Raw genomic sequence first — 18444 nt, forward strand, 5'->3', positions numbered from 1 at the left:
AAAACGACAATACCGTTCCGCTCGATACCAAAGAGAAACCCGTCTCGGCTGACGCTGCGCGCTCACGCCGGCTCACCTGCCTCCTCGACCGCTTCCTCGACCGCGTCCTCAGCCGCCAGCGCGGCCGGCGCGCCCCGTGTGACATGCCAGCGCCGCAAGTGCGCCAGCAGGCCCGGCAGCTGCAGCAGCACCAGGGCGCCGAAGGCGACGCGGTAGGCCAGCGCCGGGTAGTGGCCGGCCGCGTCCGGCGCCCACAGCCCGATCAGGAGGCCAAAGCCGGCCTGCACCAGGAAGGCGCCCACGAAGATCAGGAGGTTCAGGCAGGTGGCCGCGCGCCCGGTCAGTTCGCGCGGCATGCTCTGGGCGACGATCGCGTACTCGATGCCGGTGATCGTGCCCACCAGCGTGAACAGCACCGACAGCAGCTGGTAGCTCGGCGCATAGCCGACCACGAAGGCCGCCTGCACCAGCACGAACAACGCGATGCCGCAGCCGGCCACGTCGAGCGGCCTGATGCCGCGCCGCCCCGCCCACTCGGTGATCATGCCGACCGCGATCGCGCCGAAGATCACCGCCGCCATCCCCATGTACAGCAGGTAGGCCACTGCGTCGTTCGGGAAGCGCGCCACGTCCGACAGCCAGCGCCCGATCCACAGCCCCTGGATGCCGAAGAACACCGCGTGCGGGATCAGCACCAGCGAGATCGTGGTACGGAAGGTCGGCGTGCGCACCACCTCGCGCAGCGACTGCAGCACCGGCGGCCGCGCACCGGCCGGTTTGCCGCTCGGCGGGGCCAGCAGCCAGATCGCCGCGCCGGTGGCGGTGATCAGGACGCCGAGGATGAGGAACAGGCCGCGCCAGTCGGTGTATTCGAGCGCCATGCGCACCGGCATGGTGCTGGAAGCCGCGCCCAGGCCGCCGACGGCGATCAGGTAGCCGTGCACCGAAGGCAGCTTGCTCGGCGCGATCCAGGTCGAGATCGCCTTGACCGCCGACATGAAGCAGCCGCCCAGGCCGCAGCCGAGGATGGCGCGCGCCAGCACCAGCTGGCCGAAGCTCTGGCCGCGCGCGAACAGCAGCGCGCCCAGCGCGGCGACCAGCATCAGCGCCAGCTGCACCTTGCGCGGACCGTAGCGGTCGAGCGCGATCCCGACCGGCAGCTGCACCAGCGCGAACGCGAAGAAGAAGGCGCTGGTCAGCAGGCCGAGCTGGCCGGGCGTCAGCGCCAGCGCCCGGAGCAGGTCCGGCGCCAGCACCGCGTTCACGTTGCGCAGCAGGGAAGACAGGTAGTGTCCGAGCGCGAAAGGCAGGAACACGTAGCAGAAAACCGCCACGCCGGACAGGCGTGGCGGATGCGGATCGACGCCCATGGCGGCCGGGATTTACGCGGCGCTCGGCTGGCTGTCGCTGGCGCGGCCGTCGTGGCTGCGCGCCGGCGCGATCGGGATCACGCGGCCGGCCGGGCCATGGCAGCCGGCGTCGCCGCCTTCCTCCTCGAAGAAGAACTTCTTGCGTCCGAAGGCCGGTTTCAGGTGGTCGAGCCAGGTGGCGTCGGGATCGTACTTGGCGAAGAAAGGTTTCCTCACCCACTCCGGATTGCGGGCCTGCAGGAACTGCAGCGCGAACAGCTTTTCGCCGTTGATCGTCACTACCCCGTCGATCACGACCTTGCCGGGGAAGGCGCTCATCGAGGGGCCGCGCACGGTGCGCGACAGGCCCGAGACCATCGAGTAGGCCGACTGGAAGATTTCGTGAGCGCGCGCCAGCGGCAGCGCGAAATAGTCGCGCGGGCCGGTATCGCGCTCGACGAACATGTAATACGGGATCGCGCCCAGGCGCACGCCGGTGGTCCACAGCTCGGCCCAGCTCTTCGGGTCTTCGTTGATGTGGCGGATCAGTGGACCCTGCATACGCAGCGTGGCGCCGGTGCCGACGATGCGCTTGACGGCCTGCTGGGCGATCGGATGACGCAGCTCGACCGCGTGGTTGTAGTGGCCCATGATGGCGAGGTTCTTGCCGGCGTTGACCACGCGCTCGAACAGGCGCATCAGGTCGTCGGAATCCTTGTCCGAGACGTAGCGTTGCGGCCAATAGGCCACCGACTTGGTGCCGATGCGGATGTTCTGGATATGGGCCAGCTCGGGCGCCAGCAGCGGCTCCAGGAACTCGGCCAGCGAGCGCGTGTTCATGATCATCGGGTCGCCGCCGGTGATCAGGACGTCGGTCACGTCGGGATGGGTTGCCAGGTAGGACACCAGCTCGTTGCATTCGCGCGCGTCGAACTTCATGTCGTCCATGCCGACGAACTGCGGCCAGCGGAAGCAGAAGGTGCAGTAGGCGTGGCAGGTCTGGCCCGAGCTCGGGAAGAACAGCACGGTTTCCTTGTACAAGTAGTGTACGAAAGCGTCTGAACTAAACCGGGCGGTTGAAGCCCATTTCTTGACAGAATGCCGAATCACCGGAAAATACCCCCTATGCACTTCCTGCAAGCGTTGAAGTGTTGCAAACTAAGCAACAAATTTCGGGCCTGTGTGGGCGTAAGCTGAAAAGCCGCCCGGATAGCTGAGCAAATCACCAAGTTCAGTTTTCAAAAAAGGCTGGCGAAAATCAGCCAACCGCCACCGTTCGGCACTAGGAAAAGGTGCCCGGTTCATGTGCGATAGCCGAACAAATAAAAAGTGTAACAACGCTTGACAAGTCAACGGTTTCTTGACTTATAAGGCTGAGTGTGCTATACTGTTGTTATCTGGAGCTTCCCGTAGTTTCCTACCGGCTCCAACCCGATAGAAGCGTTCGCTTTTGTCGTCAGCGTGAAATCAATCGATTCCACTTAATTATTTCTTTTCAAGGAAAGGCATCGCTATGCTTAATCAATTCGCAGCACCGGGCTTCGGGAAACCGCTACGCCCGCCCCAGTTTTACACCACCGTCGATAGCATTATCCGCACGTTAAAGCCATACGCAACGCTACGCGCAATCGCTGAAAGGTTGAATGCAGTCGGCCTAACAACACCCAGCGGCAAGTCTTGGACCCGTCAATCGGTTTCGTGCTACACGCGCAAACGCAGTTTTTAATTCAACTTCATAAGGAATCATCACATGACAAATAAAGCAATCCCAGCGGCAAAGCTAACGAGCGAAGTGATTTCGCAAGATGCACAAGCCGCCGAAGTACCGGCAATCGAAGCAGGCCAGCCGAAGGTAATTAGCCTAGTTGGACCAAGCTATCGAATCTTGGCTCAAGTCGTCGCACTGGCTCGCCAAGGTTTTACCTTTGACTCCAACGTTCCCGTCAATCTGTTCCCTGCAACCGGCCAGATTGATCTGACTATGGTACTCGGCGATCCTGAGAAAGCAGACGTGGACGAAGCAGCGAAACTAATGGCTGATGCATTCGAACTTGAACGGTACACAGCCGAACAACTTGAAAAAGCCGCCGCCAGCCAACGTGCCGAAGAAGTAGCACGCGTAGCCAAGCAAGCGGAAATTGCCGCCCAGATCGCAGAAGCAGAAAAAGTAGTTCGTGCTTTGAAGCGCCAGATCGACAAAGTAGCAGCTTAACACCCCGCCTACCGCTTATCCGGTAAATCGGGTAACGCACCAATCGGCCACCCGGCCAATAGTATCACCAAAACCAGACGTTCGAATTGTCGTGCAACCCGATACGGGATTGTTACGCCCGTTTTACGTCTGGAATTTACTTAAAGGAAAGAAGATGGAAAGTAGAAAACCAATTGGCATTGCTAACAGCCGCCGCCAGCGGCTAACAACGCGTTCAGGCGAAGTCCTTGAAAGGGCTTACGTCTTTCTATCTGCCGAGGCATGGAACGATTTGAGAGAAATCTGCACCGTGCATGAATGCAGTAATTCAAAAGCAATTGAAATGTTAATCAACAAAGCCAAAGATGGCTACTCAAAGGATGATAATGACACAACTCGCACTCGTATCAAGTAATACCGTTGAAGCAGCGCCAGCCGCCCCGTTAGAGGAATATACGGAATCAGAGCGTAAGCTAATTTCTGATTATCAAGCGGCCCTTGAAGTAGGGCGTTACTTCAAGTTCCATAACGCCGCCAGCCCAGTGACCCGCCTTATTTCTGGCGACGATCCTACGCAACCGCTGCCGTTGTCTTTCTTGGTGGATGACTTCGTGGACTTCTGCCGGGAACAGGGGCGCAGACCGCCCCGTAAGCTACCGTCTGTTGGCTATCTGGCCTACAACCTGCAAACGGTTACGGGCACGATTTTCAAGCCCAAAGGCACGCCGTTGGTGCGTGCGAAGCAGTCCCGCCATAGGTACGTGAACACGTTCAAAGCCTTTGAGCCTGCACGCCCGGCGTTGCCACTGTCCCGGCACTTTCATGCCCTTATGGAAGGTATGTTCCCCGATGCGGTAGAGCGTCACACGTTCCAACAATACGTGGCCCATATGATGCAATGCCCGGAAATCCGCCCATCGTGGCATCCAATGCTTCTATCTGAAACCGGCACGGGCAAAGGGTTTCTGTTTGAATCAATTCTGACGCCGCTATTGTGCGGGCAAACCAGTTTGCTTAAAAAGTACAGCGAGCTAACCGGGCGATTCGCTAATGTCATGCGGGATTGCATTCTGATTCAATTGGATGATTGCAAATCAAAAAGGGCCGACGTTCAGACGCAGCTAAAATCGTTAATGTCAGAAGAGCGCGTATTGCTGGAACAGAAGAATCAAGCTGCCGGTATGGTAGTTACCTACGCCCGCTTTTTCCTTGCCAGTAATGAGGAAGTCCCGCTTGAGATTGACGACACGGAACGCAGGTGGTGGATTCCAAAACGGCTAGGCTATTCCAACGGCCTAACCGGCGATGACGGCCGCAAACAACGTAAGCGTGAAGTTATTCAGCCGCTTGCCGATTGGCTGAAATTGGACGGTGCACTAGAAGCCGTTCATGCTTACTTCATGGCCTATGATCTGGAACACTTCGATGCCAAAACGCCGCCTATGACAGCCACATTGCACGAACAGATTGCCAAGTCCGTTACTGTAGAACAGAGTTTTGCACTGGATTTCCTAGCCGACCATCAAACGAAAGTAGTAAAGTCGGAAGAACTAAGCAAAGCGTTCTTGGAAGCAAGTTTGACGAAGCCGGGCTATCAATTAATCAGTCAGCTATTTGCAGACGCCGGTTATCGGTCAGAGTCGCTTACCGTCGCTGGGAAAAAAACGCGTTGGTGGATTCCTGCCGCGATGACAAAAGCCGAAGCCGAAGCGATTGCAACAGCCCAGCTTCCAATTATCGACCCGGATTATCCGTTCTGAGTGGGCCGGGAACACACACAGAACACACGAAACACACACGCAGAACACACGCCCGCCCTATGAAGAACGGACGAAACAGACGACTTGCGATTTACTACTAATAATGTCCAAGTCGTACACCAAGAAAGGATTTCAAATGAGTATTACATCAGTAGCAGAACGCACGGCATTGGCAAAGTTTGCCAAGCTACCATTCGACATTAAGCCGTCGCAAACATTCGCCCCGCTGCTAACAAGCAACTACCGGGACGGTGCGGGCGTGGAGCTAATCGGCAAGCCCGACGCCCTTTGTACGCAAGCCCACTGCTACACGTACATTGAATCGAAAGCCGGGCGTCTTAATCACCACCCTGACAAGGCAAGTAGCCATCGTGCATTACAGGACGAATACACTAGCCGCACGTTCGATATGCGTGAGAAGTCCTACGCGTTCCTGACAGACTACTTCTACCGCAACAGCCCGGTATTTCTGCACGACCACGCTTTTAACCAGTCGCTGTTTAAGGTGCTGGCGATGCAAACCCAGTACGGATGGGAACGCTACTTGGTGGTTTTCGCGCAGAACCCAAAGTCGGTAGACGCCCAGCGATACGCCGAAGCCGGGCTTGTTTGGTGCACACTCGCCACTCTGGAAACCATGCTAACCGTCATCGCTGCCGCTGCCGAAGGCTTTTACTTCCCGTTCTTCCTGAACGCCTACCGCAGCCATTACACCGTGACAGTCAACCCGTTCCCGAACCCAGCCCACGCCGGATTCACCCCGGAACAGGTAGCCGCCGCCAACCGTGCCCAGTTCGAAGCCGTGGTAGCCGCTCGACGTGCCGAAGCCCAGCACGCCCCGGACTTCGACCCTTTTTGACGCATTGCCGGTCAACGGGTCTTAATCGTCTGGTCGGTCTATGACAGCATGTTGGTAAGGAAAATCGCGTCCTGGCCATCTTTGCCGAATCGGCGTAGCAGGTTCTCAAGCCCGGTCTTCGTTACAATGTGTAAGTGGGAAAGCGTGAATGTACCTGAAAAGCTCCCGCCAACCGTTTTTTGGTCGCTACCGATGAAGTATTGTGCTTCGTTTGCCTGAATTGGCTCGGCAGAGTCATTGACGCCGTAATAGTCTACGACCCAAAGTGTTCCATCCGGTACAACTAGCACTGGCAACACCGCAGAACTCTGCAATGTATCCTCAATCCTGTAGTTCAAAGAAGCGGCTCTGCTAATCAACTGGTTTGACGAAGCGATTGCTTGCCCCCACTTCTCGAAGACTTCCGAATCCTTGGAGTGAAGCTTACCTTCCCCGTTAAAGCCCACCTGCGATGATGCCTTGCCGACAAATTCAGACATAGGATAGAGCGACGCACCCCCACTAAGTTCTTGAGCTTGAGCGTTGCCCATATAACTGGCCCGCCCTTTACCCATCGTATTCACTATGTGCTGGAAACTTTCCTCACGTATCCGAGGTATCCGGCTGACGAGTAGTGGGAATGACGGGCGAAGTGCTTTGCATTCAATCGCCATGTAAATATGAAAGTTTTCCCCGCAGGCCCTGCTTGCTTGAACGTCGTATTGCCGTGCTTTTCCTGTTTGGGGATCAATGTATGACCCTGCATGCGTTGCTTTAAACCCAAGTTCGCGGGCAAGGTTGTACGCGTACAGTTCCAACGCGAAATCATCTTGAGTCGCAATGAACTCCTTAAGATGCTCTTTTGTGATGGTGTCGGATGGTGTCCTACCTTCGTGCTTGATCGGCTTTTGGTTCATGGGCGTGTCTGCATTAATTACTGTCGGTACGCGCCCAGATCGCGGCTGTAAGCGTGGCCGCTGTCACATCAAGGACATCACTCGAAACGCGGCCTTCAAGCCCCTTCTTCACTTGCAGGAACTGGGCAATGATCGTACCCGCACTTTGAATCTGTGCACGTTCAAGGCCGGGTGAATTAATTGCCGAATCGACATACTCATGCACGCTTACGTTTGTCATACCACCTCCGCAGTTAAGGAGCAGGTAGTGTAACCCGGCACGAAACGTAGCGGAACAGGGCTTGTTGCGACCTCTAAACGGTCGTATAATCATCGCAATAGCAATCCACCGGAGCAAAAACGATGAAAAAGCCAGCCATTGCCTTAACGCGTGTCTCGACCACGGAGCAAGGCAAGTCCGGTCTTGGCCTTGCAGCGCAAGAAGCAGCTATCCGCAGCTTTGCAGACGCCGAAGGCTTCGAAATCGTTGAACTGTTCTCCGAAGTAGCAAGCGGTTCCCAAGGCATCGAAGACCGTGCCGGGTTGCGTGCTGCACTCGCCAAGGCTAAGAAGCTCCGCTGTGCTGTCATCGTTAGCAAGCTTGACCGCCTGAGCCGTGATGTAGCGTTCATATCGGGGCTTATGTCGCGTGGAGTCCCGTTCATCGTTGCCGAACTGGGAGCCGACGTTGATAGTTTCGTACTCCATCTTTTCGCCGCATTGGGCGAGAAAGAACGCCGCATGATCGGTGCACGTACCAAAGCAGCACTTGCCCCGATGGTAGGCACCGGCAAGCTGGGCAACCGGACCAATCTCGCAGACGCTCAAGCCAAGGGCCAAGCCGCTAACGCTGCCCGTGCTGCCGAGTTCGCCGCTAAAGTTCTGCCAACCATCATGCAAATGCGTTCGCAGAAGATGACCCTTGACCAAGTAGCCGAAGAACTGAACGCCCGGAACGTCCCTACGTTGAACGGTGCATCGTGGCACAAGTCCACTGTCTCGCGTCTGCTCAAATCCGCCGCCTGATTGTTAGCCTAGCGTTGCGCTCCTGGCCGCTGCCACAACAAACGCTCAAGCACCCATTCGCCTTTCGATACGAACGGCATGATCCACGGTTCGTTCTCCTTTGAGAAGACAAAACGTTTGCTGTTGTAGGCAGTACGTCGATTAATCTGCTTCACCGCAGCGCCCACAGCGTCGACATATAAGCCGTTTTGAACCGGGTGCCGTGTAGCCCAAAGTGCAATCGAACTAGAGATAGGGAAGGTAAGTTCTGACAGCGGACTCCCGATCCCTTCATGTTCGAAGAAGAAGACGGGGTTGTCCGAGGTGAGGTATTGCTGCTTCCCGCTATAAAGGAAGACCCAGTTCATCGATAGCAAAGCGTCTTCAACACTACCTTCGTCAGTGAGGTTGAAACTGTCGTACCACAAGTGCGCTGGCGGGGCTTCCTTCACCCTCTCGATGTATGCCTTGGCCTTGCTTCTCACTTCTTCCCCCCGTACTCGGAACGTTGGTTCAGCTTCGATTAGGGCATCGATTTCAGACATTAAGTTGTCGTGTACTTCGTCTGCTACCGAAGGCATCCGCTTCAATGCTCGCTCACGTCCTGTAGGCACGCGTTTCCACATGACGGTTATGTACTTCGCCAAAGTGCTTCGTTCGGCATTAGAGAGCGCCTGTTTTGACAGCACTTTTTGAAAGACTGGCAACGTTGGCTGTTCAACTTGCAAGTTCAGGTTTTCTTCGACAGCATCTGAGTACATGCCAACTTCGGCTCCAATGTTTTCGACCGTAGTCGCGTGGCTCTTTAGTGTCTTTCGATCGTGGAACCAGACCCCACCGCTGTTGTTGGCAAACATGCGGAGGTACGCCCGTGGAATGTAGTGATTGCCCATGTTTATGTCTGCGATGGTGGAGGTCAGTCGGCTTACCTGAGTCGGGTACAGAAGGCATCGTACCGTACCGGAACTCCTAACGCTACCACATCAGTTTCCATTGGGCCTTGTAAAGCCTCCCACAGCCCCGTCACGGGGCGAACGGCTGACGGTTGCGGGAAAGTGCCCGCGTATATTTTAAAACGCCCCACGGCCTTTTAATTACGACCCGTTTTCCGTATTAACAGCCGAGTTCGAAACATGGGATTTTCCGATTCCGGCCCGTAGATATAAATTTCAATCCGCCGCAGCCGTTTCCGTCTTGGCCCGTGTGCCCGATTTTTTTTTGGTAGTTTTTACGGCCGTAGGAACTCGTACCGCAAGTTTGTGATGCCGAACCTCTCCTGCACCCGCTCGGCGCTCCATTCTTTGCCCCGCATCTTCTCCGGGCGCAGTTCGGGAAACTCCTGTCGGACCACTGCATGCAGGACAGTTCGCCGTGTCCAACGTTGCCCGATGAAATCGAGAATAAGTTCGCCTGGGGCTTGTTTGCCTGTAAGAGTGTAAGTCAGCCGTAAATAGCGCATAATTCCTCCGCTGCGTATTTACACCCAAGTTAGCATACGACGGCGACACCGCAACTATCAACCTCTCTAGGTTCCGTTGTCTGCTGTACCTCCGCCTTCCGTCGCGTGCCCCTGCCGTTAGGCGTCGTCAGCGTGCCGATTCGAGTGATGATGATGCCCGGCTTCGCTAAGAGCTTCTCAACCGTTGATGCCGTAGCGTTCGCCGCTTCCAAGTCTGGAATCTCGCCTTCGCCTTCCATCGCAACGTAACCTATCTCCCCCTTCGACACGACGAACAAGGCTCTTGCTTCGTCACGCTGGATCACCAAGTAACCCCCTGCAATCCTCACCTGTACGCCCAGCCGATGCAAGAAAGCATTCGCCCGCTTGCGAGTGTTCTTGTCGGTAAGGTCGATCCTAGCCTTTAGCTCTGTCCAGTTCAGCTTATCGCCGCCCGTCAGTTCTTCTGTCAGGCGTGCAATTTCAGCTTTGAGCAGGGCTATACGCCCCTCGCCTTGCAGAACGAATCGTTCAAACGTGTCTGATTCAGGGTGCAGCGCCAGCTTGTCTGCCCAGATAGCAAGCTTGCGACGTTCTTCCAGAAGCTTACCTTCGGCCACGGTCAACTCCCGGTGAAGCTTGTCAGGATCGGGCATCACCAAGCTTAGCGCGTTCAACTCTGCCAGCATGGCCTTGAACACGTCTTCGCTTTCATCCAGTCGGACGTTCTTCGCCCCTTCGCACGTACCATAGCGACGGTTTGCGCACATTAGGTAGCGGTGGTTTCGCTTGATGATGTGCATGGCGCTGCCACACGCACCACAGAACACAAGCTTCTGCCAGACGTTGAACTCTGCCGATTGCTTCGTTACGCTGCCCGTCTTTCGCTTCCTGATAATCGCCTGTGCAGATTCAAACTTTTGCACGTCAACGACTGCCGGGAAGTAGTTCGGGATCGGTTCGCCGCCATCCTTCGGTGCCAGTTCCCCGATAGCCGCCCGGTTCTTGAGAATGTTAATAACGGCGGTGGTGCCCCAGCGTTCGCCCCGGTTGAACGTATCCCGCTTGTTAGCGTTCAAAGTCTGGGCAATGACCGTGCTCCCGTGCCCTTCAAGGCACAAATCGAAAATCTCCCGCACGGTATCGGCATGCTCGTTCTCGTGGTACTGCCCATCGTCGCCAAGCGTGAGCCAGTTGCTAACACGCTTGCCGATGTGGTGCTTCCCCGGCTCCCGTGCACGTGCAAACCGCTTCGCCCATTCGATCTTGCCAAGGTCGCTCTTTCGGGCGCTTTCCTTGTGGGCGTTATCCAAGTGCAGCACAGCTTGTAGAAGCTGCATGGTGTCCCATTCCTTCGTGAACTTCATTTCAGGCCGAAGGGTTACGACGGTTATGCCTAGCTCCGTAATGCTGGAAAGCAGCGCCACAGCTTGCATTGGCTTCATCCGCGTCAGACGATCCAAGTGTTCGATTATCAGGTAGCTATCGGATTCAATCTTCCCCGACTTAACATCGTCAATGAACTCACCTAGCGCCCCTGTTCGCACGTTGTCACCATGCAGCCCAGACACGGCCTCGTCTGCATACGTGATGGTGGATAGCTCGACGGTATGCTCCTTGCACCACTTGCGGGCTAACGTCTGCTGGCGGTCAATGGACGTACCTTGCCGCTGCATCTCACTTGAATATCTTGAATAGGAATAGGCTTTCATAGCGACGCATTGTATCAGCACCAGTACTTGTGCTGCAGGCCCTTGAGCGGGGCGTCGTTCACGCGCGGCACGTTGTGGGTCATCTGGCCGGCCGGGTGCGGGTTCATGCGCATGCGGATCGCGTGCACCAGTTTGTTTGTTGCGGCCTGGTCCTTCTTGTACAGCACCAGGTCGCGCAGCTGCTCGTATTCGCGTGCGGGCAGCATGTCGCGGTGCGGGAAGGTCAGGCGGAAGATCGGGTCGTCGGGGATGCGGTCCCAGTCGATCAGCTGGTCGAGCACATATTCGTTGACGCGAAACGGCAGCACGTGCGAGACCACCTGCACTGCTTCCTGCAGGTCGGGACTCATCCATTGCCATTGGCGCGCGAGCGCGATGGTCTGGCGCGTGTATGGCTTGAACTTGGCGGGCGTCGATTCGGTGGTGGTCACGGCATGCTCCTGAAGAGGAAAGATGGTGGGGGCGGCGGTCAATTCTTGAAGGAAGAAATTGCCGACGAAAGCGCATCTTAGGAGTCGTCTATGCAGGTCGAATTGCCGTCAATCAATTGAATAAGAGGAAGATTTCTTTGAGGAACAATCCCATGCGGCAAGACAAATGATGGCGGCGCGACACCCGACGTAAGCCTTTGCGCATTCGCAAGTTACCCATAGGAAGTGACGCGTACATTTCCTAATGGCATTTAATAGAACCCCAGAAACTGCCTACTCATTGCACTACTTCGAAAGGACCGCACCATGAAGCTGCTCGCTACCGCCACCGCCCTGTGCCTCGCCCTGGCCTCGTCCAGCGCGCTGGCTTTTGAACCGACCGAGAAAGACGCGATTGCCATGGCCGAACGCGGGGCTGCCCTGATCAAGGCCAAGGGCAAGGCCGAAATGATGAAGAAGATCAATGCCAAGGATCCCGACTTCGTCCAGGGCGAACTGTATGTCGACCTGCGCGACATCAAGACCGGCATCGTGCTGGCCCACCCGTACAACCCGTCGATCGTCGGCAAGGACCTGACCGACGTGCCCGATGCGAACGGCAAGAAGTACCGCCGCGAGATCATCGAACTGGCCGCCGCCAAGGGCAAGGGCTGGGTCGATTACCAGTACAAGAACCCGACCTCGGGCAAGATCGAGCCGAAGACCACCTACATCCTGCGCGTGGACGACGTGGTGCTGGAAGCGGGCATCTACAAGAAGTAAGACCTTGCATCACGGGGCGGCCGCGGCCTAATGCCAGTCAGTTAAGCTGACTGGCATTTTTCATTGGAAACTTGGATCTGCACTGTTTGACGACTCTGGGATAGGACCGCGTTCGACGTTCTGGCAAGAGATAGGCGCGTGCCTGCTCGCGTAGCAGTGCCAGACGCTTGGGGAAGGTGCCAGGCGTTTGCAGAGGCCAGTGGTACAGGGCCGTGGTAATGGCCAGGGCCAGCCACTGGAAGCTTAGGCGTTGTGGCGGTACGTGTAGTTCATCGGCCATTTGGGCAATTTCATGGCGCAGCAGGTTGTAGGCGATGAGCGTGCCCCATACTTCCTGGCGTACCAGCGCAGGCAACTTGCTGCGCAGTGTCGTCGCATTCTTCTGCATGCCTTGTTTGATTTCCCTGAAACCTAATTCGATCTCCCAGCGCTGCATGTAGTGCGCAACGATCTCACGCGCTGGAAAACGGTGCGCGTCCCACAGAGAGGTAAGGTACTGCCGGCGCTCTCCACCAACCATGCAGGTAATGAGTCGTGCTTGCCAATGCGATGGCAAATCCGGTCGCTGCTTGCGTGCCTGCTGGGATACCTCGAAACTCACCAGGCAGTCGTCAGGGGCAAACTGGCAGACCACTTCATAACGCAATCCGCTTCTAGCCCGCATGAGCCAATGTCTTTGCTCACCTGCCTGCTGCCAGTCCAGAAGAAGGGTTGCCGAGAGATAGGCACGATCGAAGATCGTCAACGATCCATCTGGCACCTTATGCATCAGTGATTTGGCAAAGCTCAGCTCTGAGGTGCCGTAGTCGCCAAACTCGGCAGCGCGGATCAGGTGAGTGTAGGTGTCCATCAAGCAGACTGCGCGCAATTGTGGCCAAGCGCCTTTGCAATGCGCGTTCGAGCCTCGGCCAAACTTTTCACCGTTGGCTGGTGTGTCGGGCAGCGACCACACCACGCCGTCGACGGCGTAACTGCGCAACCCATGAAACAGCCCTTGTTCAGGTATGGCAGTGCTCCCCCAGCAGCTTGCCAAGCGTTCGAACAACCATGCCATCGGTGCCTCACCAAGGCGCTCTCGCCCTGCTACAGCAGCACTGGGCACGGGAGCACTGGGTGTCGGGCCCTCGGCCAAATCGAGCTGCTGGACGATATGCCAGATCGGTTCATTGCGAAACAGAGCCAGGCCGATGACCAGCCAGACCATGCGTTCGGCCGGCAAGCGCCGCCGCCGCAATGACACTGTCCTGGTCTGCTGCAAGGCTTCGTCGATCCAGGCTGGATCGATCAGGCTGGCGAAGCGTTCAAACTCATGCGGTGCCAGCTCAGCCGCATAGTCCAGGTCAAGTTGGAGAGCCATAATAAAAAACGGATTCACGTTGATCGTGAATCCGTTTTAGCTCAAACCGCCGACTGGTCAATGCCTTAAGTGACCGGCATTAGGCCGCGGCCGCCCTTTTCTTTTGTCCAGGAGGTGAAGCATGTTGAAGAAACTGCGGATCGGCCCGAAGCTGCTGCTGGCGCCGGGACTGGTGCTGGTGCTGCTGACGCTGCTCTCCGGCGCCGCCTATTACGGCATGGTGCGCCAGCACGCTTCGCTCGAGAACATGGTGCAGGTGCGCGCGGCGCGCCTGCAGGATGCCGCCGACGTCGCAGGCGAAGCCAAGTACGCCCACGCGAACATCTACCAGTTGCTGGCCTGGGTCAGCGGCAGCTTCGCCAAGGAGCGGCTCGACGCCCTGGTCAAGGAAATCAACGGCCGGCACGCGGCGATCGGCGAGCAGCTCGCGGCCCTGGCGAAAGTCGCCGATCCCGAGGAGCGCAAGCTGATCGACACCTCGAGCGCGGCGCTGAAGGCCTATCGCAAGTCGGTCCTGGAAACCATCGAGATGGCCCAGGTCGACCAGTCGATCGCCACCAATTCGATGCAGAAGGCGGAAAAGGAATTCACCATCCTGAATACCCAGCTGGCCCGGCTGGCCGCGCTGGAAACGACGCTGAGCGAGCGCGCCTATGCCGCCGCCGGCGCCGAGTTCCGCTCGCTCGGCGTCACCATGGCGGTGCTGGTGGTGCTGTCGATCGCGCTGTCGCTGCTGGTGACGATGCTGGTGCGGCGCGCCATGCTGGCCGACATCCGCAAGATTTCCGACGTGGTCGCCGAGCTGTCCGACGGCCGCCTGGCGCCGCCGGTCGGCAGCACGGGCCGCGACGAGATCGCCGACACCTCGCGCGCGCTCGACCACACCATCGCCACCCTGAACACGACGCTGCACGCGATCCTGACCTCGGTGCGCTCGATCGACACCGCCTCGAAGGAGATCGCCACCGGCAACCTCGACCTGTCGACCCGCACCGAGATGCAGGCCGGCTCGCTCGAGCAGACCGCCAGCGCGATGGAGACCCTGACGATCGCCGTGAAGGACAACGCCAACAATGCGCGCCTGGCGACCGACCTGGCGGCCGAGGCGGCGCGGCTGGCCAGCGACGGCGGCCATGCGGTCGAGCGCGCGGTGACGACCATGGAATCGATCAAGGCCAGTTCGCGCAAGATCGTCGAGATCATCGGCGTCATCGACGGCATCTCGTTCCAGACGAATATCCTGGCCCTGAACGCGGCGGTGGAAGCGGCGCGCGCCGGCGAACAGGGGCGCGGCTTCGCGGTGGTGGCCTCCGAGGTGCGCACGCTGGCGCAGCGCTCGGCCGCGGCGGCCAAGGAGATCAAGGCCCTGATCGCCGATTCGGTGACGATCATCGACGGCGGCAGCGTCTCGGTGAACGAGGCCGGCAGCAGCATGGGCCACATCGTCGCCTCGGTGCAGCAGGTGAACGACATCATCGGCCGCATCAGCGTAGCCAGCACCGAGCAGGCCGACGGCATCGCCGAAGTCAACCGGGCAGTCGGCCAGATGGACGACATGACCCAGCAGAACGCGGCCCTGGTCGAGCAGGCCGCGGCGGCGGCGGAAAGCCTGCACGAGCAGACCGTCAACCTGGCGCGCGCGGTCTCGATCTTCAAGATCGAGGGCGTCGCGCCGCTCGACACCGAGACCGCGCTCGACACGGACGAGACGCACGGCTTCCACGACCCGCGCGAGCGCCGCGCGCCGGACAGCCCGATGCGCGGCCGTGCTCAAGGTCTGCGCAACCCGGCGCTGCCCGACGCCAGCCGTGGCAAGCGGCAGGAGCGCGAGAGCCGGATCAACGGAACGGACGGCTGACGAAGCGCGAGCCGTGCAGGCCGAAGCGCCAGGGCACGTCGACCGCCTTCGAGATCCCGATGCGCGGGCCGGCGATCACTTCCAGCCCTGGCGGCGCGGCTTCGAGCCGGAACGGCGGCGCCGCCAGCGAAGCGCCGTTGAAGTCGCGCGTGACGTTCAGGGCCTGGCACAGCTTGCCGGGCCCGGAACAGAGCAGCTGCACATCCTCGGCGTCGCGCCGGGCGCGCATGATGTCGAGGCCTGCGAGCGGCTCGATCGCGCGGATCAGGACCCCGGCGCCGTGGCCCTCTTCGCGGCAGACGAAGTTCAGGCACCAGTGGATACCGTAGGAGCGATACACATAGGCATGGGCGGGCGGGCCGAACATGGCGAAGTTGCGCGCGGTGGGACCGGAATACGCGTGCGAGGCCGGGTCCTCGCGGTCGTAGGCTTCGGTCTCGACGATGCGGCCGCCGACGCCGTCGACCAGCACGGTGACGCCGATCAGCTGGCGTGCGACCACCTCGGCTGGTGCAAGAAAGTCAATCCCGGCAAGCTTGGTTGGGTTCATGTCGTGATTCTAGGCGCCGTTACAACAGGGTTCTGTCCGTTTTGCCACACAATGCAGCCGAAGCGCACACGAAGCACAACCTGTTGCTGCAACGAAATCCGTACTGGTTTATAGTGACAAGCTTTGCGGTATTTCCCGAAAGCATCACCTCCCCATGAGCACAGTTGCAGCTAAAGCAATGCCGGTGCGCGCTGCGGCCGCTGCGGCTCCCGCATCGAATTCCGCAGCGCCGGCAGCGGTCGACCGCGTCGACGCGCTGATCAAGTCGATCCGCATCCCGCCCCGTCCCAGCCTGCTGGCCGATCTGCAGGCCGAGCTGGCGTCAAGCGATCCGTCGCCGGAAACCATCGGCCGCATTGTCGCGCGCGACGTCGGCATGGCCGGCGCCCTGCTGAAACTGGCCAACTCCTCTCTGTTCGGCGGCCGCCGCGCCAAGTCGATCGAGCAAGCCATCTTTTTCCTCGGCATCAACCAGGTTGCCTCCCTGATGACCGGCCTGCTGGCGCGCCAGGCGATTCCCGCCAACAGCGACGCCCTGGCCAGCTTCTGGGATGTGTCGACCAAGCGCTCGCACGCGATGATGTTCCTGTCGCGCCGCCTGCGCATCGGCGCGCCCGACATCGCCCATACCTTCGGCCTGTTCTGCGACACCGGCGTACCGCTGCTGATGGAGCGCTTCCCGGGCTACGAAGCGACGCTGCTCGTGGCCGCCGCCGAGCCCGCGCGCGCCTTCACCGCGGTCGAGGAAGAACGCCACAGCACCAGCCACGCGGCGATCGGTTCCCTGCTCGCGCGCAACTGGGGCCTGTCCTCGGACGTGGCCTGGGCCATCCTGCACCACCACGACTATCCCGTGCTGGAGGACGAGCACACCGCCGACGCCATCCGCTCGCTGGTGGCGCTGTCGCTGCTGGCCGAGCGCGCGATCCGCCGCTACCAGGGCCACGCCGGCTCGGTCGAATGGGACAAGGGCGGCGAACGCGCCTGCGCCTACCTGTCGCTGGACGAAGACGAAACGGCCGAGCTGCTCGACGAGCTCGAAGAAGCCCTGCACGACGAGCACTAGCATGTTTTGACAGCGTCACGTCGCAGGTGGATACTGGAAACAGACCACCGGCAAGGAGACGCGATGAAAACCTGGCTGCTGCTGTTCATCCTGCTGTCCGGCTGCGCCGGCACCCCTTCCCGGCCGCCGGCCGATCTCGCCTCCCTGTTCGACGATGGCGCCTTCGCGGCGCCAAGCGGCCAAGTCGGCGCCGCCGACCTGTTCACGCTCAGCGCGCCGATGCGCGCGCACCTCGACAGTCCGGAATTCAGGAAGGCCCTGCGCGACAAGGGCGGCGCGCGCGGCCTGGTCGCCGCGCTCTACAGCAAGAGCGACCTCAAGCTCGACTACGACGCCACCGTCACCCGCACCGCGGCCCAGACCTATGCCGAACGCGCGGGCAACTGCCTGTCGCTGGTCGTCATGACCGCGGCCTTCGCGCGCGAACTCGGGATGAACGTGCGCTTCCAGAGCGTGGAGACCGAAGAGACCTGGAGCCGCAGCGGCTCGCTCTACCTGGTCAGCTCCCACGTCAACATCAGCCTGGCGCCGCGCATGGCGGCGCCAGGCGGATACGGTCCCGGCACCGATCCGCTGGTGATCGATTTCCTGCCGCCGCCGGACGCGGCGCGCCTGCGCACGCGCGAGCTGGAGGAAGCGGACATCGTCGCGCTGTACATGAACAACCGCGCCGCCGAGGAACTGCTGCAAGGCCGCACTGCCGACGCCTACTGGTGGGCGCGCGCCGCTATCCTCCAGCGCCCTATCCTGGTGGAGGCCTACAACACCCTGGCCGTGATCTACGCGCGCAGCGGCCACCCGGCGCGGGCCGAACAGGTCTACCGCGCCATCCTGCGCAAGCAGCCCGACAGCCTGGTCGTCATGCAGAACCTGGAACAGGCCTTGAACACGAACGGCAAGCTGGCCGAAGCGCAGGCGCTACAGCGCCGCATCGACCGCCTGTATCCGGCGCCGCCCTTCCATTACTTCAACCAGGGCATGCGCGCCTACCAGGCCGGGGATTTCAGGCGTGCGAAAGCGCTGTTCGCGCGCGAAGCGGCGCGCGCGCCGGACAACGACGAATTTCATTTCTGGCTGGGAGCCACGCACCTGCAGCTGGGGGAGCTGAATACGGCGGTGGAAGAACTGGCGCTGGCACGCGAGACCAGCACCCGCGCCGAGACGCGCGAGCGGTATGTGGCGAAGCTGGCGCGCCTGAAGTCCAGCGTGGCGCGCCCGTCGGGCAGGTAGA

16 protein-coding genes and 2 pseudogenes are annotated in these 18444 nt (G+C 59.6%); 9 read left to right on the forward strand and 9 right to left on the reverse strand.

Going from position 1 to position 18444, the window contains the following annotated elements; all coding sequences use genetic code 11:
• Positions 1-62 precede the first annotated feature (62 nt).
• On the reverse strand, positions 63-1370 hold the full coding sequence (locus ACFOPH_RS15855) for an MFS transporter (RefSeq protein WP_379736320.1): 1308 nt from the start codon (positions 1368-1370) through the stop codon (positions 63-65).
• 12 nt (positions 1371-1382) lie between these two features.
• A pseudogene (locus ACFOPH_RS15860) lies at positions 1383-2399 on the reverse strand (KamA family radical SAM protein); the annotation flags it as partial.
• 700 nt (positions 2400-3099) lie between these two features.
• Here ACFOPH_RS15860 and ACFOPH_RS15865 point away from each other — a divergent pair.
• From ACFOPH_RS15865 to ACFOPH_RS15880, 4 genes are all read left to right on the forward strand, one after another.
• Positions 3100-3561, forward strand: a complete 462-nt coding sequence (locus ACFOPH_RS15865; RefSeq protein ID WP_379736322.1) for a hypothetical protein — start codon at positions 3100-3102, stop codon at positions 3559-3561.
• A 91-nt stretch (positions 3562-3652) separates the two neighbouring features.
• Positions 3653-3955 carry a hypothetical protein gene (locus tag ACFOPH_RS15870; protein WP_379736324.1) on the forward strand — a complete coding sequence of 101 codons (303 nt, stop codon included), beginning with the start codon at positions 3653-3655 and terminating at the stop codon, positions 3953-3955.
• Positions 3927-5300, forward strand: a complete 1374-nt coding sequence (locus ACFOPH_RS15875) for a primase-helicase family protein (protein WP_379736326.1) — start codon at positions 3927-3929, stop codon at positions 5298-5300. Before ACFOPH_RS15870 ends, ACFOPH_RS15875 begins: the two co-directional genes overlap by 29 nt.
• Positions 5301-5436: 136 nt before the next feature.
• Positions 5437-6159: a hypothetical protein gene (locus tag ACFOPH_RS15880; RefSeq protein WP_379736328.1), complete on the forward strand. Its 723-nt coding sequence runs from the start codon at positions 5437-5439 to the stop codon at positions 6157-6159.
• A 38-nt stretch (positions 6160-6197) separates the two neighbouring features.
• Here the strand turns inward: ACFOPH_RS15880 and ACFOPH_RS15885 are convergent, their stop codons facing one another.
• Together ACFOPH_RS15885 and ACFOPH_RS15890 are read right to left on the reverse strand one after the other, a co-directional pair.
• Entirely contained in the window at positions 6198-7055 is an 858-nt protein-coding gene (locus ACFOPH_RS15885) for a hypothetical protein (RefSeq protein ID WP_379736330.1), read from the reverse strand.
• Between the two features lie 13 nt (positions 7056-7068).
• Complete coding sequence (locus ACFOPH_RS15890; RefSeq protein ID WP_379736332.1) at positions 7069-7275, reverse strand: hypothetical protein; 207 nt, start codon at positions 7273-7275, stop codon at positions 7069-7071.
• Positions 7276-7397: 122 nt separating this feature from the next.
• Here ACFOPH_RS15890 and ACFOPH_RS15895 point away from each other — a divergent pair, with 122 nt between their 5' ends.
• Complete coding sequence (locus ACFOPH_RS15895) at positions 7398-8060, forward strand: recombinase family protein (RefSeq protein WP_379736334.1); 663 nt, start codon at positions 7398-7400, stop codon at positions 8058-8060.
• 8 nt (positions 8061-8068) lie between these two features.
• Here ACFOPH_RS15895 and ACFOPH_RS15900 read toward each other — a convergent pair whose 3' ends face one another.
• From ACFOPH_RS15900 to ACFOPH_RS15910, 3 genes and pseudogenes are all read right to left on the reverse strand, one after another.
• Entirely contained in the window at positions 8069-8932 is an 864-nt protein-coding gene (locus ACFOPH_RS15900) for a DUF4238 domain-containing protein (protein ID WP_379736336.1), read from the reverse strand.
• Between the two features lie 595 nt (positions 8933-9527).
• Positions 9528-11189 (reverse strand): recombinase family protein, encoded by a 1662-nt coding sequence (locus ACFOPH_RS15905; RefSeq protein WP_379736338.1) that lies wholly within the window; start codon positions 11187-11189, stop codon positions 9528-9530.
• A 23-nt stretch (positions 11190-11212) separates the two neighbouring features.
• Positions 11213-11620: pseudogene (locus tag ACFOPH_RS15910) on the reverse strand (lysine 2,3-aminomutase); the annotation flags it as partial.
• A 306-nt stretch (positions 11621-11926) separates the two neighbouring features.
• Here ACFOPH_RS15910 and ACFOPH_RS15915 point away from each other — a divergent pair.
• Entirely contained in the window at positions 11927-12382 is a 456-nt protein-coding gene (locus tag ACFOPH_RS15915; RefSeq protein ID WP_312548517.1) for a cache domain-containing protein, read from the forward strand.
• A 37-nt stretch (positions 12383-12419) separates the two neighbouring features.
• Here ACFOPH_RS15915 and ACFOPH_RS15920 read toward each other — a convergent pair whose 3' ends face one another.
• Positions 12420-13757, reverse strand: coding sequence for an IS4 family transposase (locus tag ACFOPH_RS15920; protein ID WP_379732757.1), 1338 nt, complete (start codon positions 13755-13757; stop codon positions 12420-12422).
• 103 nt (positions 13758-13860) lie between these two features.
• Between ACFOPH_RS15920 and ACFOPH_RS15925 the strand changes: the two genes are divergently transcribed.
• Positions 13861-15597: a methyl-accepting chemotaxis protein gene (locus ACFOPH_RS15925; protein WP_379736340.1), complete on the forward strand. Its 1737-nt coding sequence runs from the start codon at positions 13861-13863 to the stop codon at positions 15595-15597.
• Here ACFOPH_RS15925 and ACFOPH_RS15930 read toward each other — a convergent pair.
• Positions 15578-16147, reverse strand: coding sequence for a DNA-3-methyladenine glycosylase (locus ACFOPH_RS15930; protein WP_379736342.1), 570 nt, complete (start codon positions 16145-16147; stop codon positions 15578-15580). The genes ACFOPH_RS15925 and ACFOPH_RS15930 overlap by 20 nt on opposite strands.
• 154 nt (positions 16148-16301) lie before the next feature.
• Between ACFOPH_RS15930 and ACFOPH_RS15935 the strand changes: the two genes are divergently transcribed.
• The gene (locus ACFOPH_RS15935; protein WP_312548520.1) at positions 16302-17213 is read left to right on the forward strand and encodes an HDOD domain-containing protein; all 912 of its coding nucleotides are present in this window, start codon (positions 16302-16304) and stop codon (positions 17211-17213) included.
• A gap of 63 nt (positions 17214-17276) precedes the next feature.
• Complete coding sequence (locus ACFOPH_RS15940) at positions 17277-18443, forward strand: tetratricopeptide repeat protein (protein ID WP_379736345.1); 1167 nt, start codon at positions 17277-17279, stop codon at positions 18441-18443.
• The last annotated feature ends 1 nt before the right edge of the window (position 18444 follow it).

Source organism: Massilia haematophila, from assembly GCF_042647645.1.
GTDB classification, from domain to species: Bacteria; Pseudomonadota; Gammaproteobacteria; order Burkholderiales; family Burkholderiaceae_D; genus Telluria; species Telluria haematophila.